The 21,933-nt window shown below is 58.9% G+C and carries 22 protein-coding genes; 7 read left to right on the top strand and 15 right to left on the bottom strand.

The features are described 5' to 3' along the window. The first annotated feature begins 128 nt into the window (after positions 1-128). Both AB1462_RS01200 and grxD read left to right on the top strand, forming a co-directional pair. On the top strand, positions 129-2,237 hold the full coding sequence (locus AB1462_RS01200; RefSeq protein ID WP_367246003.1) for a molybdopterin oxidoreductase family protein: 2,109 nt from the start codon (positions 129-131) through the stop codon (positions 2,235-2,237). 86 nt (positions 2,238-2,323) lie between these two features. Further along, entirely contained in the window at positions 2,324-2,662 is a 339-nt protein-coding gene (gene grxD / locus AB1462_RS01195; protein ID WP_090408796.1) for a Grx4 family monothiol glutaredoxin, read from the top strand. A gap of 69 nt (positions 2,663-2,731) precedes the next feature. Here grxD and bfr read toward each other — a convergent pair whose 3' ends face one another. Further along, entirely contained in the window at positions 2,732-3,202 is a 471-nt protein-coding gene (gene bfr / locus AB1462_RS01190; RefSeq protein WP_090408793.1) for a bacterioferritin, read from the bottom strand. A gap of 200 nt (positions 3,203-3,402) precedes the next feature. Next, the gene (locus tag AB1462_RS01185) at positions 3,403-3,621 is read right to left on the bottom strand and encodes a bacterioferritin-associated ferredoxin (protein WP_090408790.1); all 219 of its coding nucleotides are present in this window, start codon (positions 3,619-3,621) and stop codon (positions 3,403-3,405) included. Positions 3,622-3,865: 244 nt separating this feature from the next. On the opposite strand from AB1462_RS01185, the gene AB1462_RS01180 reads away from it, so the two are divergent. Beyond that, positions 3,866-4,468, top strand: a complete 603-nt coding sequence (locus tag AB1462_RS01180) for a peroxiredoxin (protein WP_003172097.1) — start codon at positions 3,866-3,868, stop codon at positions 4,466-4,468. A gap of 64 nt (positions 4,469-4,532) precedes the next feature. Here the strand turns inward: AB1462_RS01180 and rnt are convergent, their stop codons facing one another. Beyond that, positions 4,533-5,210 carry a ribonuclease T gene (gene rnt, locus AB1462_RS01175; RefSeq protein ID WP_090408787.1) on the bottom strand — a complete coding sequence of 226 codons (678 nt, stop codon included), beginning with the start codon at positions 5,208-5,210 and terminating at the stop codon, positions 4,533-4,535. Then, positions 5,207-6,253 carry a dihydroorotase gene (gene pyrC, locus AB1462_RS01170; RefSeq protein WP_090408784.1) on the bottom strand — a complete coding sequence of 349 codons (1,047 nt, stop codon included), beginning with the start codon at positions 6,251-6,253 and terminating at the stop codon, positions 5,207-5,209. The genes rnt and pyrC overlap by 4 nt, the downstream gene beginning before the upstream one ends. Before the next feature lie 156 nt (positions 6,254-6,409). Here pyrC and AB1462_RS01165 point away from each other — a divergent pair, with 156 nt between their 5' ends. The 3 genes from AB1462_RS01165 to AB1462_RS01155 all read left to right on the top strand — a co-directional run bounded on the left by AB1462_RS01165 (position 6,410) and on the right by AB1462_RS01155 (position 9,920). Beyond that, on the top strand, positions 6,410-7,318 hold the full coding sequence (locus AB1462_RS01165) for an OmpA family protein (RefSeq protein WP_053133441.1): 909 nt from the start codon (positions 6,410-6,412) through the stop codon (positions 7,316-7,318). A gap of 129 nt (positions 7,319-7,447) precedes the next feature. After that, positions 7,448-8,665 carry an argininosuccinate synthase gene (locus AB1462_RS01160; RefSeq protein ID WP_012722490.1) on the top strand — a complete coding sequence of 406 codons (1,218 nt, stop codon included), beginning with the start codon at positions 7,448-7,450 and terminating at the stop codon, positions 8,663-8,665. A 622-nt stretch (positions 8,666-9,287) separates the two neighbouring features. Next, complete coding sequence (locus tag AB1462_RS01155; RefSeq protein ID WP_090408782.1) at positions 9,288-9,920, top strand: response regulator transcription factor; 633 nt, start codon at positions 9,288-9,290, stop codon at positions 9,918-9,920. Positions 9,921-10,004: 84 nt separating this feature from the next. On the opposite strand, the gene AB1462_RS01150 is transcribed toward AB1462_RS01155, so the two are convergent. From AB1462_RS01150 to metG, 8 genes are all read right to left on the bottom strand, one after another. After that, positions 10,005-10,187 (bottom strand): PA3496 family putative envelope integrity protein, encoded by a 183-nt coding sequence (locus AB1462_RS01150; protein WP_090408779.1) that lies wholly within the window; start codon positions 10,185-10,187, stop codon positions 10,005-10,007. 107 nt (positions 10,188-10,294) lie between these two features. After that, positions 10,295-10,933 (bottom strand): endonuclease III, encoded by a 639-nt coding sequence (gene nth, locus AB1462_RS01145; RefSeq protein WP_315335524.1) that lies wholly within the window; start codon positions 10,931-10,933, stop codon positions 10,295-10,297. Positions 10,934-10,958: 25 nt separating this feature from the next. After that, positions 10,959-11,453 (bottom strand): Rnf-Nqr domain containing protein, encoded by a 495-nt coding sequence (locus AB1462_RS01140; protein WP_090408773.1) that lies wholly within the window; start codon positions 11,451-11,453, stop codon positions 10,959-10,961. After that, entirely contained in the window at positions 11,446-12,015 is a 570-nt protein-coding gene (locus AB1462_RS01135) for an RnfABCDGE type electron transport complex subunit G (protein ID WP_315335523.1), read from the bottom strand. Before AB1462_RS01135 ends, AB1462_RS01140 begins: the two co-directional genes overlap by 8 nt. After that, complete coding sequence (locus tag AB1462_RS01130) at positions 12,012-12,968, bottom strand: RnfABCDGE type electron transport complex subunit D (protein ID WP_315335522.1); 957 nt, start codon at positions 12,966-12,968, stop codon at positions 12,012-12,014. The genes AB1462_RS01135 and AB1462_RS01130 overlap by 4 nt, the downstream gene beginning before the upstream one ends. Continuing rightward, positions 12,958-13,920: an electron transport complex subunit RsxB gene (rsxB, locus tag AB1462_RS01125; RefSeq protein WP_090408766.1), complete on the bottom strand. Its 963-nt coding sequence runs from the start codon at positions 13,918-13,920 to the stop codon at positions 12,958-12,960. Before rsxB ends, AB1462_RS01130 begins: the two co-directional genes overlap by 11 nt. Continuing rightward, a complete protein-coding gene (locus AB1462_RS01120; RefSeq protein WP_367245999.1) occupies positions 13,917-14,483 on the bottom strand; it encodes an Rnf-Nqr domain containing protein in 567 nt (188 codons plus the stop codon). Before AB1462_RS01120 ends, rsxB begins: the two co-directional genes overlap by 4 nt. Positions 14,484-14,586: 103 nt before the next feature. Further along, the gene (metG, locus tag AB1462_RS01115; RefSeq protein ID WP_090408760.1) at positions 14,587-16,638 is read right to left on the bottom strand and encodes a methionine--tRNA ligase; all 2,052 of its coding nucleotides are present in this window, start codon (positions 16,636-16,638) and stop codon (positions 14,587-14,589) included. A gap of 172 nt (positions 16,639-16,810) precedes the next feature. On the opposite strand from metG, the gene apbC reads away from it, so the two are divergent. Next, positions 16,811-17,905, top strand: coding sequence for an iron-sulfur cluster carrier protein ApbC (gene apbC, locus AB1462_RS01110; RefSeq protein WP_090408758.1), 1,095 nt, complete (start codon positions 16,811-16,813; stop codon positions 17,903-17,905). Between the two features lie 496 nt (positions 17,906-18,401). On the opposite strand, the gene fdxA is transcribed toward apbC, so the two are convergent. The 3 genes from fdxA to AB1462_RS01095 form a co-directional block, all read right to left on the bottom strand. Continuing rightward, a complete protein-coding gene (fdxA, locus tag AB1462_RS01105; protein WP_003208688.1) occupies positions 18,402-18,725 on the bottom strand; it encodes a ferredoxin FdxA in 324 nt (107 codons plus the stop codon). 142 nt (positions 18,726-18,867) lie between these two features. Further along, positions 18,868-21,459: a DNA mismatch repair protein MutS gene (mutS, locus tag AB1462_RS01100; protein ID WP_367245997.1), complete on the bottom strand. Its 2,592-nt coding sequence runs from the start codon at positions 21,457-21,459 to the stop codon at positions 18,868-18,870. A gap of 232 nt (positions 21,460-21,691) precedes the next feature. Then, on the bottom strand, positions 21,692-21,913 hold the full coding sequence (locus tag AB1462_RS01095) for a hypothetical protein (RefSeq protein ID WP_090408749.1): 222 nt from the start codon (positions 21,911-21,913) through the stop codon (positions 21,692-21,694). Between the last annotated feature and the right edge of the window lie 20 nt (positions 21,914-21,933).

The raw sequence follows: 21,933 nt of genomic DNA, 5'->3' as shown, positions 1-21,933 counted from the left end.
TTCTGTAACATTTGCTCATGCTTGCTTATGGTCTGGCTTGATGGCTGTCGATTCACAGGACGAACGATGCTGGTGCCTGTCATGGTCACGGCCCATAGTCAGGCCAAAGCCCAATAAAGAGACTGGCCATGACCAAGACTCTCCACCACCGTGCATGTCATCTGTGTGAGGCCATTTGTGGCCTGACCCTGGAAACCACCCAAGCCGAAGACGGCAGCCTCGCGATCACCTCGATCAAGGGCGACGCGCTGGACAGCTTCAGCCGTGGTCACATCTGCCCGAAGGCAGTGGCGTTGCAGGACATCCAGAATGATCCTGACCGCCTGCACCAGCCCATGTTGCGGGTGGGCAGCGAATGGCAGCCAATCCCGTGGGATGAGGCGTTTGCCCTGGTCGCCGAGCGGCTGGCGGGCATCCAGGCGCGGCATGGGCAGAATGCGGTGGCGGTGTATCAGGGCAACCCCAGCGTGCACAACTATGGGCTGATGACCCACAGCAACTACTTCCTGGGCCAGCTCAAGACGCGCAATCGGTTTTCTGCCACCTCCGTTGACCAGCTGCCTCATCACCTCACCAGCCACCTGATGTACGGCCATGGCCTGTTGCTGCCGATTCCGGACATCGACCACACCGACTTCATGCTGATCCTGGGCGGCAACCCGCTGGCCTCCAACGGCAGCATCATGACCGTGCCGGATGTGGAGAAGCGCCTCAAGGCCATCCAGGCCCGGGGTGGCAAAGTGGTGGTGGTCGATCCCCGGCGCAGTGAGACGGCGGCGATCGCTGATCAGCACCTGTTCGTGCGGCCTGGGGGGGATGCAGCGCTGCTGTTCGGGGTACTTAACACGCTGTTTACCGAGAACCTCACGCGTGACAGTCACTTGCCGGTAGAAGGCCTTGAGGATGTGCGTCGTGCAATTGCCGGTTTTACCGCCGAAGCCATGAGCCGCCAGTGTGCAGTGCCTGCCGGGCAGATCCGCCAGTTGGCGCGGGACTTCGCTGCTGCGGATAAAGCCGTGTGTTACGGGCGTATGGGGGTTTCGACCCAGGCGTTCGGCACGCTGTGTCATTGGTTGGTGCAGTTGATCAACCTGGTCACAGGCAACCTTGACCGCGAGGGCGGTGCGTTATGCACCAGTCCGGCGGTGGACTTGGTTGCGTCCACCGGTGGCGGGCATTTCAATCGCTGGCAGAGTCGCGTGTCCGGGCGTCCGGAGTACGGCGGCGAGTTGCCAGTGTCTGCGTTGGCTGAAGAAATGCTCACCGGCGGCGAAGGACAGATCCGCGCGCTGGTGACGGTGGCGGGCAACCCGGTGCTGTCGACGCCCAATGGTCGCCAGTTGGAGCAGGCGCTGGACGGCTTGGAGTTCATGGTCAGCGTCGACCTCTATATCAACGAGACCACGCGTTATGCCGATCTGATCCTGCCGTCCACTTCGGCACTGGAAAACGACCATTACGACACTACGTTCAATATGTTCGCCGTGCGCAATGTCACGCGTTTCAATCGCGCGATTCTGCCCAAGCCTGAAGGGGCGCTGCATGACTGGGAGATTTTTGTCGGCCTCGCCACGGCATTCGCTGCGCAGACCGGTATGGCGCTCAAGCCCACCATGCCACCTGCGCAAATGATCGACTTCGGCCTACGCGCCGGCGCTTATGGTGATGCGTCGAGCCATAAGTTGTCGGTGGCGAAGCTGGCGGATCATCCCCATGGCATGGACCTGGGGCCGCTCAAGCCCAATCTTGCCGCGCGTTTGAAAACCCTGGACGGCAAGGTGCATGCGGCACCGGCAGTGATTCTGGCGGATCTGGCGCGCTTTGCGGCGCAGCCGATGCCTGTGGCTGACGAGTTGCTGCTGATCGGTCGTCGTCACGTGCGCAGTAATAATTCCTGGATGCATAACTATCACCGGCTGGTGAAGGGTAAGCCTCGGCACCAGTTGCATATGCATCCCGACGACCTGGCCAGTCGCCAGCTGGCAGATGGGCAGCGGGTGCGCGTCAGTTCACGTATCGGCATGATCGAGGTGGAGGTGGTCGCCAGCCTGGACATGATGCCCGGCGTGGTCAGCCTGCCCCATGGTTGGGGTCATGGGCGTCCGGGCGTCCAGATGAGCATCGCCAGCGGGCAGCCGGGGGCGAGCGCGAATGACTTGACCGACGAGCGGCAATTGGACGAGTTATCGGGCAATGCAGCGTTGAATGGCGTACCGGTCCAAGTCGCTGCCGCATAAGGAGCCCGAGCACCGCATTGGAATTTTGCGTTACAATGCGCCACCGTGCCGACCTGTGAGTCGCAAAGTTCCAGCCGAGGTGTTCCATGGATATCATCGAAACGATCAAAGAGCAGATTGCCAACAACACCATTCTGCTTTACATGAAGGGCGCACCTAACGCTCCTCAGTGCGGTTTCTCCGCGAAGGCTTCCCAGGCTGTGATGCAGTGTGGCGAGAAGTTCGCTTACGTGGATATCCTGCAAAACCCGGAAATCCGCGCCAATCTGCCGAAGTACGCCAACTGGCCTACTTTCCCACAACTATGGGTTGCTGGTGAGCTGGTCGGCGGTAGCGATATCATCACTGAAATGGCAACTGATGGTTCGTTGCAAGCGTTGATCAAGGATGCAGCGGCAAATGCGGCGGCCAAGACCGACGCGTGATTCGCCTGTAATAAAAAGCCCCGCTTCTCGTGAGAGAGCGGGGCTTTTTTGTACCTGTGAACGACGGGGTTATTCACCCATCTGCGATTGCAGGTAGTTTTCCAGGCTGACTTTGTCGATCAGGCCCAGTTGGGTTTCCAGCCAGTCGATATGTTCTTCCTGGTCTTCCAGGATGTCTTCCAGCAGCTCGCGGCTGCCGAAGTCGCCTTTGGTCTCACAGTGAGCGATGGCAGCCTTGAGGTCGCTGTGGCTCTTGCGTTCAAAGCCCAGGTCGCTGCCGATCATTTCCTGGGTGTGCTCGCCGATGTTCAGCTTGCCCAGGTCCTGTACGTTCGGCAGGCCTTCGAGGAACAGGATGCGCTTGATCAGCGCGTCGGCGTCCTTCATGGCCTTGATGGATTCTTTGTATTCACGCTTGCCGAGCTTTTCCAGGCCCCAATCGTCATACATGCGTGCATGCAGAAAGTACTGATTGATCGCGACCAGTTCATTGGCAAGGATTTTGTTGAGTTGCTGGATGACTGAGATGTCGCCTTTCATGACTGGGGTCCTGCCCTGTAATAGCTGTGTATAGGGCGGAGTTTGAGCGGCCAACTCCCTAGTGTCAAACCTAAGTTATTGAATAATAAATGAAAATTAATCGGAATAAGAATGTTTGTGTTCCGCGTCTTCGCGCTAACTAATTGAATTGCGGGCATAAAAAAACCGGACGCTAAGTCCGGTTCTTTAAAACACGCGAATTATGCGTGTGTAAATTCTGCTAGGTAGGGACGTGCGGCCTGGGCTGTTTGCAGCTGAGTCAGGGTTTCCCGTACCACTTGCTTGGCGAGGCAAGCACATTTACCACATTGACTGGCAACGCCGGTGGTTTCACGTACTTCCTTGTAGCTGCAGCAACCTTCATAGATTGCTTCGCGGATTTGTCCGTCGGTGACGCCGGTACACAGGCACACATACATAAGGGAGAACCGTCGCGGGTTTAAGGCTTAAGTGCGATGGATCTTAATGTTAACGAGAATGATTGTCAAAGTAGATTCGTAGGGTATTTGCCTGCACCGCCCTCACGCTGACGAACGGTTTTTTCAGTGTATCATGGTCGGTCTTCACGAAGCGTGACTGCGTCACAGGGCTGTCGCTTGAATGCGGCAGACTCAAGGCCGGTCCTTTTACTTCAATCGTCACCCTTACATCAGGAGATACCCAATGAGCGTACTCGTCGGCAAACAAGCCCCGGATTTCGACGTACCTGCCGTGCTCGGCAATGGTGAAATCGTTGACAGCTTCAAGCTGTCTGAAGCCATCAAAGGCAAATACGGCCTGGTGTTCTTCTACCCGCTGGACTTCACCTTCGTCTGCCCTTCGGAGCTGATCGCTCTGGACCACCGCATGGACGATTTCAAGGCACGTAACGTTGAAGTGGTCGCGGTTTCCATCGACTCCCATTTCACCCACAACGCCTGGCGTAACACTGCCATCAACGATGGCGGCATCGGCAAAGTCAAATACACCATGGCTGCTGACATGAAGCACGATATTGCCAAGGCCTACGACGTTGAGTCCGAAGGCGGCGTGGCGTTCCGTGGTGCGTTCCTGATCGACGACAAGGGTGTTGTGCGCTCGCAGATCATCAACGACCTGCCGCTGGGCCGTAACATGGAAGAGCTGATCCGTCTGGTTGACGCCCTGCAATTCCACGAAGAGCACGGTGAAGTCTGCCCTGCCAACTGGAAAAAAGGCGACAAAGGCATGAACGCTTCTCCAGAAGGCGTCGCGGCTTACCTGACCGAGAACGCCGGCAAGCTGTAAGCCAGGCTCGAGGTAAAAAAAACCGGCCTGAAAAGGCCGGTTTTTTCATGCGCGGGATTTGACCTCAGTCGCCGAAGTCTTCCCAGCCGCCCATTTGTTTCCAGCGGTTGACGATGCCGCAGAACAGCTCGGCGGTCTTCTCGGTGTCGTAGCGGGCCGAGTGGGCTTCGCGACCATCGAAGTCGATACCGGCCGCCTGGCAGGCTTTGGCCAATACGGTCTGACCGTAGGCCAGGCCGGCGAGTGTGGCGGTGTCGAAACTGGAGAATGGGTGGAACGGGTTACGCTTCATGTCCAGCCGCGTCACGGCGGCGTTGAGGAAGCCCAGGTCGAAGCTGCTGTTATGCCCGACCAGGATCGCGCGCTTGCAGCCATTGGCCTTCAAGGCCTTGCGTACGCCACGGAAGATGTCGGTCAGTGCCGCCTCTTCGCTGACGGCCATGCGCAGGGGGTGATCCAGCTTGATTCCGGTGAATTCCAGGGCTGCCGCTTCGATATTGGCCCCTTCAAACGGCTCGACGCGGAAGAAGTGGGTATGTTCCGGGTAGACAAAGCCCTGTTCGTCCATGCCGATAGTCGTTGCGGCGATTTCCAGCAGTGCATCGGTGGCGCAATTGAAGCCGCCGGTTTCTACGTCGATAACGACAGGCAGATAGCCGCGGAAACGTTCGGCCATCGGGTGGCGCGAACCACCACCACCGCCAACGTGTTCCTGGTCGTCATCGTAATGGTCTTCACTCACTTGCTTTCCTCCAGCAGGCGCCAGCGCAGTGTTTCACCGGCGCGCAGCGGGATAACGGTCAGCTCGCCAAATGGCAGGCTGGCAGGGGCGGTCCAGTCTTCACGGACCAGGGTGATACGGTCGGTATTCGCGGGCAGGCCGTAGAAACGCGGGCCGTTGAGACTGGCGAAGCCTTCGAGTTTATCCAGGGCGTTGCGCTGCTCGAACGCTTCGGCATACAACTCGATGGCGGCAAACGCGGTGTAGCAACCGGCACAGCCGCATGCGGCTTCCTTGGCGTGCTGAGCGTGGGGCGCGGAGTCGGTGCCGAGGAAGAACTTCGGATTACCGCTGGTCGCGGCATCCAGCAGGGCCACCTGGTGGGTGTTGCGCTTGAGGATCGGCAGGCAATAGAAGTGCGGCCGGATCCCGCCCACCAGCATGTGGTTGCGGTTGTACAGCAGGTGATGGGCGGTGATGGTCGCGCCGACGTTGGCCGAGGCCTCGGTGACGAACTGCACGGCATCGGCCGTGGTGATGTGTTCGAACACCACCTTGAGGGTCGGGAACAGCTCGACCACGCGGCGCATGTGCTCGTCGATGAAGATCTTCTCGCGATCGAACACGTCCACATCGCCACGGGTGACTTCACCGTGGATCAGCAGTGGCATGCCGACTTCGGCCATGGCTTCGATGGCCGGCAGGATCTTGTCGATACTGGTCACGCCGGAATCGGAGTTGGTGGTTGCGCCGGCCGGGTACAGCTTGGCGGCGTGCACGTAACCGCTGGCCTTGGCCTCGCGAATCTCAGAGGGCTGGGTGCGGTCGGTGAGGTAGAGCACCATCAACGGTTCGAAGCGGCTGTCGGCCGGCCGTGCAGCGAGGATGCGCTGGCGATAGGCGTCGGCTTCGGCGGCGTTACGCACCGGTGGTACCAGGTTAGGCATGATGATGGCGCGGCCAAACGTGCGCGATACATCGGCCACGGTGTGGGGCAACGCAGCACCATCGCGAAGATGAATATGCCAGTCGTCGGGACGCAGCAGGGTCAGGCGGTCGGACATTGGGGATTCCAGGCGGGTCAATCTGGTGGGAATGCTACCGGAAAAGACTCTTGCAGGCACTCGCTATCAAGTTTTGCAGGATGCATCCGATAGCCTTTCGTATGCCTTATCGATGTATGACGCTTTGAAGTGTTGTAGAAACCAGTGGAGCCTCCCGTGCGCCAGCATTATCTAGCCCTGCTCAGTGTGTTCGCCAGCCTGCCTGCTATGGCCCTCACGTTCCAGACACGTCTGGAGAACATTGAGTGGAAGGTGGAGGGGGATAAGTTCGAGTGCCGCTTGACCCAACCGATCACCGACTTCGGTTCGGGTGAGTTCGTGCGCCGGGCCGGCGAGCAGGCGACGTTTCGTCTGAAAGCCTATAACGGATCGCTGGGCGCAGGATCGGCCACCTTGTTGGCCGCCGCGGCCCCGTGGCAGCCGGGTCGGGGTGACATCAATCTCGGTGCCGTACGTGCCGGCAGCGGTGATGTGTTGTTCAACAGCTCTCAGGCCCAGGCCGGGCGTCTGTTCAACGGTTTGCTCGATGGACGCTCGCCCACCGTGCGGCACTACGGACGCGAGGGCGGCTATTCAGAGATTCGCCTGCTGCCGGTGAAATTCAACAAGGCCTATAGCGACTATCAGCTGTGCACGGCCAAGTTGCTGCCGATGAATTACGACCAGGTCAAGCAGACCGAAGTGGGCTTCCCCGGTGGCGGTATCGAGCTGGACGCTGCGGCGAAACAGAAGCTGGCGGTGATTCTCGAATTCATGAAGGCGGACCCTACCGTCAACCATATCGAGTTGAACGGCCACTCGGATAACAGCGGCAATCGCCTGAGCAACCGTGATGTTTCACGCCGTCGCGCGCTGGCGGTGATGGACTACTTCAAGGCCAACGGTATCCAGGAATCCCAGATCACCCTGCGTTTCCATGGCGAAAGTTACCCCTTGGCGCCCAACACCAATGCCGCCAACCGGGCCCGTAACCGCCGTGTGAATATTCAGCTCGAGCGTGTGGCTGCCCCCGAGAAGCCCGCCCCCCAGGCCACTGGCCCGAGCAACCCTGCGCACACGTCGTAACCTGCGACCATCGGTCGCTCGCTCGACATAATCTGTCGCTTTATCTTCATTTGCTGTCGCGCCCCTGTAAATCCACGGTTTTGATCGGTAGAATCGACGCCTTTCCGTACAACCCCGTGGAGTGATGGCATGGCCGACGTAAACAAGGTCGTTCTCGCGTATTCCGGCGGCCTGGACACTTCGGTGATCCTCAAGTGGCTGCAGGATACTTATAACTGTGAAGTGGTGACCTTCACCGCTGACCTGGGTCAGGGCGAAGAGGTCGAACCTGCACGTGCCAAGGCGCAAGCCATGGGCGTGAAAGAGATCTACATTGACGACCTGCGCGAAGAGTTCGTCCGCGATTTCGTCTTCCCGATGTTTCGCGCCAACACCGTCTACGAAGGCGAGTACCTGCTGGGTACTTCCATCGCACGTCCGCTGATCGCCAAGCGCCTGATCGAAATCGCCAACGAAACCGGCGCTGATGCCATTTCCCATGGCGCTACCGGCAAGGGCAACGACCAGGTGCGTTTCGAACTGGGTGCCTACGCGCTCAAGCCCGGCGTGAAAGTGATTGCCCCTTGGCGTGAATGGGACCTGCTGTCCCGTGAAAAGCTGATGGATTACGCTGAAAAGCACGCGATCCCGATCGAGCGTCATGGCAAGAAGAAGTCCCCGTACTCGATGGACGCCAACCTGCTGCACATTTCCTATGAAGGCGGCGTGCTGGAAGACACCTGGACCGAGCACGAAGAAGACATGTGGAAATGGACCGTCTCCCCGGAGAACGCTCCAGACAAGCCGCAGTACCTGGAACTGACCTACCGCAACGGCGACATCGTCGCGCTGGACGGCGTCGAAATGACCCCGGCCACCGTATTGGCGACCCTGAACCGTATCGGCGGCGAACACGGTATCGGCCGCCTCGATATCGTTGAAAACCGCTATGTGGGCATGAAGTCCCGGGGCTGCTACGAAACCCCGGGCGGCACCATCATGCTGCGTGCTCACCGCGCCATCGAGTCCATCACCCTGGACCGTGAAGTGGCTCACCTCAAAGACGAGCTGATGCCCAAGTATGCCAGCCTGATCTATACCGGCTACTGGTGGAGCCCTGAGCGTCTGATGCTGCAACAGATGATCGACGCTTCCCAGGCCCACGTGAACGGCGTTGTGCGCCTGAAGCTGTACAAGGGCAATGTGATCGTTACCGGTCGCAAGTCCGATGACTCGCTGTTCGACGCCAACATCGCCACCTTCGAAGAAGATGGCGGCGCCTACAACCAGGCGGACGCAGCAGGCTTTATCAAGTTGAACGCATTGCGCATGCGCATTGCCGCCAATAAAGGTCGCTCGTTGTTCTGAGTATTTAGCCGGTTGTGAAGAATGGCCCCTTGTTCAAGGGGCCATTTTTTTTGCCTGAAAACTTGAGTTAAGTCCGTGTTGTTTAATTTTGTTTAATTAGTGTTAACACTTAGTGATTCACTGGTTTTTTGTTGGTTGTTGTGGGGTATTTGCGATTTTTTGTAGGCAGGAATGATTTTTTACATTCGCGTAGGAACTAGTCTTACAGATAATTCACTCATGTAGGTGCGAGGAGTATGTAAGAAGCTCAAAGTTCTGTAGGAAATAAGGATGTAAGTAAATATGTTAAATGGAACTGAAACTATCGATTTTTCTCTGCCGGCTCCAGCGCCTGTAGGCGGCAGGCAAGGGGCATTTCCTGATAGTGGTGTGCGGCACGTTTACCTTATCCCCTGGATGCTCTGGAAAATTCACTCAAAATATGTGAGGCCCCGGAAAGTTCTGAAAGGCTCTATAAAACTAGAAACATCCGAATCGGTGTTTTTTTGTAGGGCATTTCCTTTATCGCTGTGGGGTGCGTCTCTGCTTGCTGTTGCTCGGGGGGGAACGCTATGCCAACTAGGAAACGACTAGGCTATTGTGTTTGCTCTAAATAATTCGAACAGCGAAATTGGACTTTCTCATGAATAAAGTGCTGATCGTAGATGATCATCCCGTCATTCGTCTTGCTGTGCGTATGCTAATGGAGCGTCATGGTTATGAGGTCGTTGCCGAGACCAATAACGGTGTCGATGCGTTGCAACTTGCGCGGGAGCATATGCCGGACATTGTCATACTGGATATTGGGATTCCCAAACTCGATGGCCTGGAAGTTATTTGCCGGCTTTCGTCTACCAAGCAGGCTGTACCGTTCAAGGTGCTGGTGCTCACGTCCCAGGCCCCAGGGCACTTTTCCATGCGTTGCATGCAGGCGGGCGCCGCCGGCTATGTGTGCAAACAACAGGACCTGACCGAGTTGCTGAGTGCGATCAAGGCGGTTTTGTCAGGCTATAGCTACTTTCCAAACCAGGCGCTCAATTCGGTACGCTCCAGCATGGGCAATGCCAGTGAGGCCGATATGGTCGAACGTCTGTCGGGCCGGGAGATGATGGTGTTGCAGCAATTAGCTCGGGGCAGAACCAACAAGGAGATTGCCGACGGCATGTTTCTCAGCAACAAGACCGTCAGCACCTACAAGACTCGGCTGCTGCTCAAGCTCAATGCCCGCTCTCTGGTGGACCTGATCGAGTTGGCCCAGCGTAACGGCTTGGTATAGGTGAGGGCACAATACTGCACAGAGGCCGCGTAACCGGCAGAAAAAAGCCTCCGTCAGGGAGGCTTCCGGCTGTCGACCGCTTGATCAGAGGTCGAAATCGTAGTCGGCCAGTTGTTTTTGCAAGCGTCGTTCTTCCAGAAGGTTGTCGATAGTGCGGCGTTTGCTCAGGTTGGTCTTGGCCACCTCTGCCACAGGTGCTTCTGCGCCATCGTCCTCCGACTCAACGAGGTCGTCTTCCACATCCAACTGTTCTTTGTCAGTGCTCATAACGTTAACTCCGGAGTAAGACTGCCGTTGGCGCTCCTTATAACGATAATCCATGAATGGGTAAAAAAGATTTTTTCAATCGACTGATCGAGAAAACCAATGAACCCTCAATCGTCCGACGTCTTTTCCTTGTATTCGCACAGGTCTTCAATGCGGCAGCTGCCGCAGCGCGGCTTGCGGGCCTGGCAAACGTAGCGTCCGTGAAGGATCAGCCAATGGTGGGAGTCGAGCAGGAATGGCTTGGGCACAAACTTCATCAGCTGCTTTTCCACTTCAACCACGTTCTTGCCGCGGGCAATACCGGTTCGATTACTGACCCGGAAAATGTGGGTGTCCACGGCCATGGTCAGCTGCCTGAATGCGGTGTTGAGCACCACGTTGGCGGTTTTGCGGCCCACCCCCGGCAGGGCTTCCAGCGCTTCGCGCGTTTGCGGCACTTCGCTGTCATGCCGTTCTATCAGCAAGCGGCAGGTCTCGATCACATTCTTGGCCTTGCTGTTGTACAGGCCGATGGTCTTGATGTACTCCGACAACCCGTCCACACCCAGGGCATAAATCGCTTCTGGCGTGTTTGCCACGGGATATAGCTTGGCCGTGGCCTTGTTGACGCCGACGTCTGTGGATTGGGCCGACAGGATCACCGCAATCAGTAACTCGAACGGCGAGGAGTAGGCCAGTTCGGTCTTGGGTTCCGGATTGTCTTCGTGAAGCCTGCGGAAAATTTCCAGGCGTTTTGCGGCGTTCATGGGGCGGTGGGTTCCTTGCAGGCAGTCAGCGTAGTTTCGAATAGTGGGTCCAGGCCTGGAATCCAGCGAGCAGTAACCCAAGCAGGATAAACCCGACAGGCATCAATGTGGTGCCGGTGATGGGCCGTAACAACCCCAGGATGATCAGTAATGCGCCAAACAGGCCGAACAGTTGCAATCTCGCCTTGTTCTGGCCCGGGTCGAAAAAGCCTGAATGCTCAAGCAACACGCACTGCACACAGATCAGGGCGAGATAAATCCCCAACTGTTGATGCAGCGGTAGCGCAAAAGCCTGCAACAGCACCTGCACACAACTGATCAGCGTCGCGGCCAGGATAATACTGGCGATCAGTTGTGATTGGGTACTGAGGCGTCGGCGCATGCCGTGCATCGCAAGCCCGTAAAGCATCACGATCAAAGCTGACAGTCCTAAGAAACTCAAGGCCTTGGCCAGTGTGTCAGTCACCCCGATCAGCGGTGCGAGCATCAGTGAGTTGGCCAGGTTGAAGGATCTATTCATGGACGCCTGGCTCCAGCAGCGACGGGCGATGCTCATCGAAATAGCGCAACGCATCGTGAACCGCATTGATCACTGCACGGGACGTCACAGTGGCACCGGTCATTTGATCGAACGGTGCCCTGTCCTCCTGTGATCGCCGTTTAAACGCCTCCATCCACGGATTACCGGGCTCACTGATATGGCCGCCAAGGCTGGGTGTTTCCGATTGCTGCAACGTTTTGACCCCCAGCAATCTGCCATCGCTGCCGATGGCGATCAGCAGCTCAATCGGCCCGACGTAGCCGTTGGCTTGCAGTCGCAGCAATACGGCACTCGGTTGGTTGGCTGATGTTGCCAGGTAGCCGCCGTGCAATTGGCTGTTGGCCAGTGGCTGTGAATCGATTGCCAGTGGCTGTTCCAGTGGGTGGTTGTCGTAGCTTGCGCTGGGGAGCAGGTCGAGCAAGGCTTGCTCGTGCTGCATCTGGGTTTGGCGGGCTGCGTAATCGACGGTCAGGTATTGAAGGCCCAGGATCAGCGCACCCCCCAGGATTGCAGCCGCCCCAACGAGCGCCCAACCCTTCATGGCTCCACCACGGTTTGTTTCGACGCTGCCAGCCGTTCCAGCGCAGGCACGGCCAGGTTCATCAGCAGCACGGCAAAGGCTACACCGTCCGGGTAGCCGCCCCACGTCCGAATCAGATAAGTCAGCAGCCCTACGCCCGCCCCAAACAGTAGTCGTGCCCTGGGGCTTTTGGGGCCGGAGACGGGTTCTGTGACGATAAAGAAGGCGCCAAGCAGGGTGGCACCGCTCAGCAGATGAAGCAGCGGCGAGCCGTTGGAGTCGGACCCCGAGCCATTCCAACACAGCAAGCTGAGCACAAAGAGGCTGCCCAGCATGCCCACCGGCGCATGCCAGCTGAATACCCGTTGACGTAACAGCAAGAGGCCGCCTGCCAGATATGCCAGGCCCACCCATTCACTGCCTTTGCCGCCGAAATAACCGAAGGCCGGGTTTGCGGCAAACAGCTCGTTGATGGTCAGGCTCTGGTTGATGCGCAGGGTATCCAGGACGGTGGCTTGGGCCCAGGCGTCGGGCGCGCCGTCATGCAGGCCCACTATGTGTTGTGCACCGGTCAGCAGGTCCAGCCCATGCGCCGCAGGCCATTGGGTCATGGGCTGTGGGAAAACCACCAGCATTAGCGCATACCCCACCATGGCCGGGTTGAACGGGTTGCGATGGCCGCCATACAGGTGCTTGCCCACCAGCAAGCCACTGGCGACCGCCGTCACACACAGCCACCAGGGGCAGTAAGGCGGCAATGCCAGGCCCAGCAGGGTCGCGCTGACCAAGCTGCTCAAGTCGCGGAGTCGTTGCCCGCGTAGACGGTGTACCGCCGAGTCAACCAACAGCGCGCATGCTGCCGCCAGCAACAAGTTGACCAGTACACCCCAACCGTAGAAAAAACACATCACGGCCACACCCGGTAGCGTTGCCACTAGCACGCGCTTCAATGCCTGTTGCGCGTCAGGCGCCATGGGCGTCCACCTGGCGCTGTGCTTCATCGAGCTTATGTTGCGCATCGGCCAATTGTTGCGGATCAACCTGTTGATCCTGGGCTTTTTTCAGCTCGGCGCGGCGCATCGCCAGTTGAATTTTGGCGCGCTTGAGGTCGGCGTTGTTGGCGGCGGGCAGCGGTTTCGCGGATGTGTTGTTCTGGTCCAGGGCGGCCAATGCGTGCTCTGCGGCCTCGAACTGTTGTTGCAGGACGATCAGCTGGGACTGCTGCTCGAAGGTCGGCGGATGCCCAAATGCCTTCAAGGATTTATGCAGCTGGGCGCGGCTCATCGCCACATTGATCTTGGCTTTTTTCACCGCTGCATCCCGGGCGGCCTGCGCGGCGTCAAGTTGCTGGGCCTGCACGGGGGCTGAGCGCTGGGTCCGTGCCAAGCGTTCGGCAGTCCTGCGTTCTTCTTCCCGTTGCAGGCGCGCATTGCGCTGTTCAAAGCGTCGCCGGGCACGGTCGCGTTTGAAACCGCGCTCACGGCGCTCGTCTTCGTTGGCTGCCAGGTCACCAACGATCGATAGCCCATTGGTCAGCGGGCGCATCTCGATGCAATCGACCGGGCAGGGCGCAACGCACAGGTCGCATCCGGTGCATTCGTCGATGATGACGGTGTGCATCAGCTTCGCCGCGCCAACAATGGCATCCACCGGGCAGGCCTGGATGCATTTGGTACACCCGATGCACTCGGCCTCGCGGATATAGGCAATCTGCGCTGGAGCTTCGCCGCGACTGGTGTCCAGCTCCAGCACAGGCACGCTCAGCAATTGCGCCAGGCCTGCGATAGTCTCCTGCCCACCTGGAGGGCACTTGTTGATCGCCTCGCCCTGGGCGATGCTCTCGGCGTAAGGCTTGCACCCAGGGTGCCCGCACTTGCCGCATTGGGTCTGCGGCAGCAGTGCGTCGATACGTTGCATCAGGCTCATGCTTTGATCATTGCGTTGAAACCCAGGAAAGCCACCGCCATCAGCCCGGCGCTGATCAGTTCCACCGGCAGGCCGCGAAAGGGCAGGGGGATATCATTTTCGGCGATGCGCTGGCGCAGGTCGCTGAACAGGCTCAACACCAGCCAGAAGCCGAGGCCGGCGCCCAGGCTCAGTGCGATCATATGGAGCAGGCCTTTACCGTTGAGAGTGCCCACCAGCACCACCCCCAACACACCCGCATTGCCGAGCAGCAATAGCCACAGCCCGTCAGACGGCATTGTCGGGCGCAGGCGGGTCAGCAGGATGAGCACGGGACGAATCAGCAGTGCAGTCAGCGGCAGAAATACGAGCAGTCGTAATGCGGTCAGCGCCAGCGGTTGCAGAACGTAGTAATCCAACAGATAGCTGAGTACACCGCTAAGCACCATCAACACCGTGGTGGCAAGTCCCAGCGCGTGAACCTGCGAGCGTGATCTGGCGGCGAACAGCGGGTCGACAGCCAGCGGCAGCACGAAGTTGCTGATCAGGGCGGCGCTGAAAAGAGTGAGGAGCATATCGGTCATGGGCATGCCGGTTAAGCAAACAGGGCCTGATTATCCGGCAAGCGAGAAGGGGGTACTAGTTGAAAAGCCCCGTCGCCGAAACGACAGGGCTGTTTGACAGGGCTTACTTGATACGTTGACCCGGCTTGGCGCCGCTGTCAGGGCTCAGCAGGTAGATCTCTTCGCCGCCAGGGCCCGCCGCCATCACCATGCCTTCGGAAATACCAAACTTCATTTTCCGCGGCTTGAGGTTGGCAATCATCATGGTCAGGCGACCATCGAGCTTGGACGGGTCCGGATAGGCGCTCTTGATCCCGGAGAACACGTTGCGTTGTTCGTCACCAATATCCAGTGTCAGGCGCAGCAGTTTGTCGGCCCCTTCCACGGCTTCGGCCTTGACGATCAGCGCCACGCGCAGGTCCACGGCAGCAAAGGCGTCAAAGTCGATTTCCGGGGAAAGCGGGTCCTTGGCCAGTTCGCCGTTGCCGGCAGGCGTCGACTCGCCGGTGTCGGTCTGGCTGGCGACCAGATCTTCTTTCGAAGCGTCGGTCATGGCCTGGACTTTTACCGGGTCGATACGGGTCATCAACGGCTTGAACTCGTTCAACGGGTGATTGCTGAGCAACGTGGCGTGGTCGTTCCAGGTCAGCGGCGCGACATTGAGGAACGCCTCGGCGTCGGCGGCCAGCAATGGCAGCACCGGCTTGAGGAAGATCACCAACTGGCGGAACAGGTTGACGCCGGTGGCACAGATCGCCTGGACTTCAGCCTGCTTGCCTTCCTGCTTGTTCAGCGACCAGGGCGCTTTGTCGGCGATCCAGGCGTTGGCGCGGTCAGCCAGGCCCATGATCTCGCGCATGGCGCGGGCGAAGTCGCGGGCTTCATAGGCGTCGGCGATACTTGGCGCGGCAGCCAGGAACGCGTCGGTCAGTTCCGGTGCGGCGTTCTCGGCCACCAGCAGGCCGGCGTTGCCCTTATGGATAAAGCCGGCGCAACGGCTGGCGATGTTGACTACCTTGCCGACCAGGTCCGAGTTGACCTTCTGTACGAAGTCTTCCAGGTTCAGGTCCAGGTCGTCGACGCCACGGCCCAGCTTGGAGGCGTAGTAGTAGCGCAGGTATTCCGGCGACAGATGGTCCAGGTAGGTGCGCGCCTTGATAAAGGTGCCACGAGACTTGGACATCTTCTGGCCATTGACCGTCAGGTAGCCATGTACGGCGATGCCGGTTGGCTTGCGGTAGCCCGAGCCTTCGAGCATTGCCGGCCAGAACAGGGCATGGAAGTTGACGATGTCCTTGCCGATGAAGTGGTACAGCTCGGCGGTGGAGTCCTTGCTCCAGAACGCGTCGAAGTCCAGCTCCGGCCTACGGTCGCAGAGGTTCTTGAAGCTGGCCATGTAGCCGATCGGCGCGTCCAGCCACACGTAGAAGTATTTGCCGGGCTCGCCTGGGATCTCGAAGCCGAAGTACGGCGCATCGCGGGAGATGTCCCATTGTTGCAGGCCGGCATCCAGCCATTCGGCGATCTTGTTGGCCACGGCGTCCTGCAGGGTGCCGCTGCGTGTCCAGGTTTGCAGCATCTGCTGGAAATCCGGGAGCTTGAAGAAGAAGTGCTGGGAATCCTTGAGTACCGGGATGGCGCCGGAGATAGCCGAACGCGGGTTCTTCAGGTCAGTCGGTGCGTAGGTGGCACCGCACTTCTCGCAGTTGTCGCCGTACTGGTCTTCGGTGCCGCACTTCGGGCAGGTGCCCTTGATGAAACGGTCGGCCAGGAACATTTTCTTTTCCGGGTCGAAATACTGGGTGATCGAGCGCGTGGCAATGTGCCCGGCGTCCTTCAACCGCAGGTAGATCTGGCTCGACAGCTCACGGTTTTCTGCGGAGTGGGTCGAGTGGAAGTTGTCGAAATCCACCAGGAACTCGGCAAAGTCGGCGCTGTGTTCAGCCTGCACATTGGCGATCAGTTGTTCCGGGGTGATGCCTTCCTTTTCGGCGCGCAGCATGATGGCCGAACCGTGGGCGTCGTCCGCGCAGACATAGATGCATTGATTGCCGCGATGCTTCTGGAAGCGCACCCACATATCGGTCTGGATGTACTCAAGCATATGGCCAAGATGGATGGAACCATTGGCATAGGGCAGGGCGCTGGTGACGAGGATCTTGCGTGGCTCGGACATGGGGCTCGGCTACTTGATGAAACGGAGGTCGGCCACTATAAAGCGCCGGGAAATTTATTTCACCCCGTGGCGCTGTTTCAGAATCTTCCGCACCTGCGAAAGCATGCCGTAACGCCGCTGGAACGGTTAGGATAGCCGCCTGTTTCAGTCAGTCTTTTTTCGGGAGTAGCCCATGAGCGCCGTCAATCGCGCAGCGGTGGAAGCCGTTCTTCGCCAGTACACCGACCCCTATTTGAACCAGGATCCGGTCAGCGCCGGCTGTGTACGCGCCATCGAGGTCCAGGGTGATCAGGTGTCGGTCCAGTTGGAACTGGGCTATGCCGCCGGCCTGTTCAAGAAAGGTTGGGCGCAGATGCTGCAAATGGCGATCGAAGGCCTGGACGGCGTGAGTGCCGCCAAGGTCGACATTCAGTGCGTGATCGCCCCGCACAAGGCCCAGGCGCAGATCCCGGGCTTGGCCAACGTCAAGAACGTGGTGGCGGTTGCCTCCGGCAAGGGCGGCGTGGGCAAATCCACCACCGCGGCCAACCTGGCCTTGGCTCTGGCCCGAGAAGGCGCGCGCGTGGGCATTCTCGACGCCGACATCTACGGCCCGAGCCAGGGCGTGATGTTCGGTATCGCCGAAGGCACGCGGCCGAAGGTCAAGGACCAGAAGTGGTTCGTGCCAATCGAGTCCATGGGCGTGGAGGTCATGTCCATGGCGTTCCTGACCGATGACAACACGCCGATGGTGTGGCGCGGGCCGATGGTCTCCGGTGCGTTGCTGCAGTTGGTCACCCAGACCGCCTGGGGCGACCTGGATTACCTGGTGATCGACATGCCGCCAGGCACGGGCGATATCCAACTGACCTTGGCGCAGAAAGTCCCGGTGGCCGGCTCGGTGATCGTGACCACGCCCCAGGACCTGGCGCTGCTGGACGCCAAGAAAGGCGTGGAGATGTTCCGCAAGGTCAACATTCCGGTGCTGGGTGTCGTGGAGAACATGGCCGTGCACATCTGCTCCAACTGCGGCCACGCCGAGCATCTGTTCGGCGAGGGCGGTGGCGAGAAGCTGGCGACCCAGTACGGCGTTGAACTACTGGCCTCGTTGCCATTGTCGATGGGCATTCGTGAGCAGGCCGATGGTGGCAAGCCCACGGTAGCGGCAGAGCCCGATGGTCAGATCGCCATGATCTACCAGGAGTTGGCTCGGCATGTGGGCGCGCGGATCGTCCTGCAGGAAGCGGCTGCCCCGGCAATGCCGACGATTACGGTCAGCGACGACTGAACCCGCGGAAGGACAAGAAGCCTCGACGTTGTCGGGGCTTTTTCTTGCCTGGAGATCGGTCAGCAGGGCCCTTTACTCTTTTACGCAATTGCTCGTGTAAGCATTCACTTACTTTCTCGTAAGTGTTTGGTTTTTTTGCGGGGTGCGAACGTCTCGAATTTTTGAGACGATTTTCTATCTATTTGAAATATAAGAATTATTTATCTTTGTCTGTGCGCTGAAGCCCGTCAATGCCCGGGTTGGATCCCGTTGAACTTCCCTCGGAACTCTCTAACATCAGCCCTGTGTCCACGGATTGACACAGCCATCAAGGAACGATGGCTTGAAGGAACGTCGCAGGATGCGATTCATCAGGATGATGAAAAGGAACACAGGGACTAGGGAAAAAATGTGGGCGGGTCATACCGCCCCTTTTTTTTGCCTGTAGAAAAGTGAAACCCGCCCCGCAGAAATGCAAAAAGGCCCGCAAGGGGCCTTTTGGAGGGCATCGACGCGATCAGCGCTCGAGGTCTGCAATCTTGCCTTTTTTGCCATCCCACTCTGCCGCATCGGGCATCGGGTCTTTGCGCTCAGTGATATTCGGCCAGATTTCCGCCAGCTCAACGTTCAACTGAATAAATTCCTGCATTTCTGCCGGGACTTCGTCCTCGGAAAAAATCGCGACGGCCGGGCATTCTGGCTCACACAGGGCGCAGTCAATGCACTCGTCCGGGTGGATGACCAGGAAGTTCGGGCCTTCGTAGAAGCAGTCCACCGGACACACTTCTACGCAGTCGGTGTACTTGCACTTGATGCAGTTGTCGGTGACGACGAAGGTCATTTCTAATTCTCTCCTCAGGCGGCGGCAGCGAAACCCTTTGTGGTAGGGCCCGCGAGGTTTGGGAGCGATAGTCTGCAGGCCAGGCTAAGAGCCAGCAGCATCCCAAACCGCGCGAGAGTCTATCAGCTTGCAAGCGTAAGCGTTATATCCGAGTCTTCAGTGCATATAACATTTCTAGCGCTTTTCGCGGCGTCAAGTCGTCCAGGTCAAGCTTTGCCAACTCATCCAGCACCGGATGGGGCAGGCTGGCGAACATATCGCTCTGGTGCGGCGCAGCAGGTTTGCGGCTGGCCTTGGCCGGGCTGGCCACCACGGTTTCATGGGGCAGGGCCGTGGTTTCCAGGCGGCTGAGGTGCTCGCGGGCACGGGTGATCACGTCGTTCGGCACGCCGGCCAATTGCGCCACGGCCAAGCCGTAACTCTGGCTGGCGGGCCCTGGCAGCACGTGGTGCAGGAACACGATGCGCTCGTTGTGTTCGGTGGCGTTCAGATGCACGTTGGCCACCAGTGGCTCGCTTTCCGGCAGCACCGTCAGTTCGAAGTAGTGGGTGGCAAATAGCGTATAGGCACGCAGATGCGCCAAACGCTCGGCCGCTGCCCACGCCAGGGACAGGCCGTCAAACGTGCTGGTGCCGCGACCCACTTCGTCCATCAGCACCAGGCTGCGCTCGGTGGCGTTGTGCAGGATATTCGCGGTCTCGCTCATTTCCACCATAAAGGTCGAACGGCCACCGGCCAGGTCATCACTGGAGCCGATGCGGGTGAAGATGCGATCCACCAGGGACAGCTCGCAACTGGCCGCCGGTACAAAACTGCCGATATGTGCCAGCAGTACGATCAGCGCGGTTTGACGCATATAGGTGGATTTACCACCCATGTTCGGACCGGTGATCACCAACATGCGAGTGTCGTCGCCCAGCGACAGGTCGTTGGCGACGAACGGCGTGGTCAGCACCTGCTCCACCACCGGGTGACGCCCCTGCACGATACGCATGCACGGCTCGCTGACAAAACGCGGGCAGTTCAGGTCGAGATTCAGCGCCCGTTCGGCGAGGTTGCTCAGCACATCCAGTTCCGCCAGGGCGGCGGCGGTGTCCTGCAGCGGCGCCAACTGGCTGATCAAGTCTTCCAGCAATGCCTCGTAAAGCATCTTTTCCCGGGCCAAGGCACGGCTCTTGGCCGACAGCGCCTTGTCTTCAAACTCCTTCAGCTCCGGGGTGATGAAGCGCTCGGCACCTTTGAGTGTCTGGCGGCGTTGATAGTCGATGGGCGCCGACTCGGCCTGCTTGCTTGGCAACTCGATAAAGTAGCCATGCACGCGGTTGTAGCCCACCTTCAGGTTGGCCAGGCCGGTGCGGGCCTTTTCGCGGGCTTCCAGGTCGATCAGGAACTGCCCGGCGTTTTCGCTCAGGGACTGCAGTTCGTCCAGTTCGCTGTCGTAGCCGGTCTTGAGTACGCCGCCGTCACGGATGATCGCCGGCGGGTTGTCGATGATGGCCTTTTCCAGCAGCGCTGCCAGTTCCGGGTAGGTACCGGCCGTTATGGCGAGCTGTTGCAGGTGCGGCGTATCCAGCTCGGTCATTGCCACTTGCAGTTGCGGCAGGGCGCTGAGGGCATCGCGCAGACGCGCCAGGTCACGGGGCCGTGCATTGCGCAGGCCGATCCGCGCCAGGATGCGCTCGATATCGCCGATTTCCTTCAACTGCGGCTGCAGTTTTTCAAAGCGATAGCCGTCCAGCAGGCAGGTAATCGACGTCTGACGCGCCTGCAGCACGGTCAAATCCCGTAACGGACGGTTCAGCCAGCGGGTCAGCAAACGGCTGCCCATGGCGGTTTGGCAGCGGTCGACCACCGATTGCAGGGTGTTGTCACGCCCGCCGGACAGGTTGGTGTCCAGTTCCAGGTTGCGACGGCTGGCGCCATCGAGCACCACCGTATCGTCCAGGCGCTCATGGCGCAGGCTGCGCAAATGCGGCAGGGCCGTACGTTGGGTTTCCTTGGCGTAGCTGAGCAGGCAACCCGCAGCGCCGATGGCCAGGGTCAGGGTTTCACAACCGAAGCCTTTAAGGTCCTGCACCGAGAACTGCTGGCATAGACTTTTCAGGGCCGAGTCGCGCTCGAAATCCCACGGCGCGCGACGCTTGGTCCCACGGCGTTTTTCCGCTGGCAGGTCTTTGGGCCAATCATCCGGGATCAACAACTCCACCGGGTTGATGCGCTCCAGTTCCGCCAGCAGGTTTTCCCAGCCCTTGATCTCCAGCACGCTGAAATTACCGCTGGTGATGTCCAGTACCGAAAGCCCGAACAAGCGCTCATCGCCCAACACCGCGGCGATCAGGTTATCTCGACGCTCATCCAGCAGCGCCTCATCACTCACCGTCCCCGGCGTAATAATGCGCACCACCTGGCGCTCCACCGGACCCTTGCTGGTGGCCGGATCGCCGATCTGCTCACAGATCACCACCGACTCGCCCAGCTTCACCAGTTTGACCAGATAACCTTCCAATGAATGGTAAGGAATCCCACACATCGGAATCGACTGCCCCGCCGACTGCCCGCGCGCGGTCAGGGTGATGTCCAGCAACTTGGCGGCCTTCTTCGCGTCTTCATAGAAGATCTCGTAGAAGTCGCCCATGCGATAGAACATCAACTGATCAGGGTGCTGGTTTTTCAGGCGCCAGTACTGCTGCATCATCGGGGTGTGGGAGGACAGATCGGACGTGTTTTTACTCATTGGATAATAGGCAAATTCGTTGAAAGGAGTGGGGCAAAGGTGGGGCACTTGGCCCTGCTGATTTTGCAATGGCCGCAAGGTTAACACGCGAGGTCGGCCCTTCGCAGGTCGCAAACGGATAGGTAAAACGCACAGGGGGCGGTGATTAATTTAAATGCGCAAGGCTTCATTGCAGGAGCCGAGCAGCCTTACTTGATTGGGGCGTCTTTAATGCTGTGCTACAGCGCCTGACTTATCCGTTCGCCGCATAAAAATGGTTCAGCGCTATCAATTCAATCACCGCGACGAAAACGCATAGCACAATGAATCCCGGGCTGAAGACGCGCTTGCGATTGGATGAACCCCCGTCGCCCAGCGAGCTTAGATCTGAGCCATCGGAAATTATCATGAAGAGCGCCAGCAGAGCATAGATCCATGCCTTGCCCCAGAAGCTCTGATTTCGCCATTGGGTCATTCTTGGTTTTCCGCATACCG

This window comes from Pseudomonas sp. SB113, from assembly GCF_040754745.1.
GTDB lineage: Bacteria > Pseudomonadota > Gammaproteobacteria > Pseudomonadales > Pseudomonadaceae > Aquipseudomonas > Aquipseudomonas grimontii.
This window is presented reverse-complemented; position numbering and strand designations above follow the sequence as displayed.

Excerpts from the sequence above, each read along its gene's own strand:
- pyrC (WP_090408784.1), bottom strand. The coding sequence starts at position 6,253 with ATGTCCGACCGCCTGACCCTGCTGCGTCCCGACGACTGGCATATTCAT.
- mutS (WP_367245997.1), bottom strand. The coding sequence starts at position 21,459 with ATGAGTAAAAACACGTCCGATCTGTCCTCCCACACCCCGATGATGCAG.
- AB1462_RS01160 (WP_012722490.1), top strand. The coding sequence starts at position 7,448 with ATGGCCGACGTAAACAAGGTCGTTCTCGCGTATTCCGGCGGCCTGGAC.
- AB1462_RS01120 (WP_367245999.1), bottom strand. The coding sequence starts at position 14,483 with ATGACCGATATGCTCCTCACTCTTTTCAGCGCCGCCCTGATCAGCAAC.
- nth (WP_315335524.1), bottom strand. The coding sequence starts at position 10,933 with ATGAACGCCGCAAAACGCCTGGAAATTTTCCGCAGGCTTCACGAAGAC.
- AB1462_RS01155 (WP_090408782.1), top strand. The coding sequence starts at position 9,288 with ATGAATAAAGTGCTGATCGTAGATGATCATCCCGTCATTCGTCTTGCT.
- grxD (WP_090408796.1), top strand. The coding sequence starts at position 2,324 with ATGGATATCATCGAAACGATCAAAGAGCAGATTGCCAACAACACCATT.
- bfr (WP_090408793.1), bottom strand. The coding sequence starts at position 3,202 with ATGAAAGGCGACATCTCAGTCATCCAGCAACTCAACAAAATCCTTGCC.
- fdxA (WP_003208688.1), bottom strand. The coding sequence starts at position 18,725 with ATGACCTTCGTCGTCACCGACAACTGCATCAAGTGCAAGTACACCGAC.
- AB1462_RS01095 (WP_090408749.1), bottom strand. The coding sequence starts at position 21,913 with ATGACCCAATGGCGAAATCAGAGCTTCTGGGGCAAGGCATGGATCTAT.
- apbC (WP_090408758.1), top strand. The coding sequence starts at position 16,811 with ATGAGCGCCGTCAATCGCGCAGCGGTGGAAGCCGTTCTTCGCCAGTAC.
- AB1462_RS01200 (WP_367246003.1), top strand. The coding sequence starts at position 129 with ATGACCAAGACTCTCCACCACCGTGCATGTCATCTGTGTGAGGCCATT.
- AB1462_RS01180 (WP_003172097.1), top strand. The coding sequence starts at position 3,866 with ATGAGCGTACTCGTCGGCAAACAAGCCCCGGATTTCGACGTACCTGCC.
- AB1462_RS01130 (WP_315335522.1), bottom strand. The coding sequence starts at position 12,968 with ATGGCGCCTGACGCGCAACAGGCATTGAAGCGCGTGCTAGTGGCAACG.
- AB1462_RS01135 (WP_315335523.1), bottom strand. The coding sequence starts at position 12,015 with ATGAAGGGTTGGGCGCTCGTTGGGGCGGCTGCAATCCTGGGGGGTGCG.
- AB1462_RS01150 (WP_090408779.1), bottom strand. The coding sequence starts at position 10,187 with ATGAGCACTGACAAAGAACAGTTGGATGTGGAAGACGACCTCGTTGAG.
- rsxB (WP_090408766.1), bottom strand. The coding sequence starts at position 13,920 with ATGAGCCTGATGCAACGTATCGACGCACTGCTGCCGCAGACCCAATGC.
- AB1462_RS01140 (WP_090408773.1), bottom strand. The coding sequence starts at position 11,453 with ATGAATAGATCCTTCAACCTGGCCAACTCACTGATGCTCGCACCGCTG.
- AB1462_RS01185 (WP_090408790.1), bottom strand. The coding sequence starts at position 3,621 with ATGTATGTGTGCCTGTGTACCGGCGTCACCGACGGACAAATCCGCGAA.
- metG (WP_090408760.1), bottom strand. The coding sequence starts at position 16,638 with ATGTCCGAGCCACGCAAGATCCTCGTCACCAGCGCCCTGCCCTATGCC.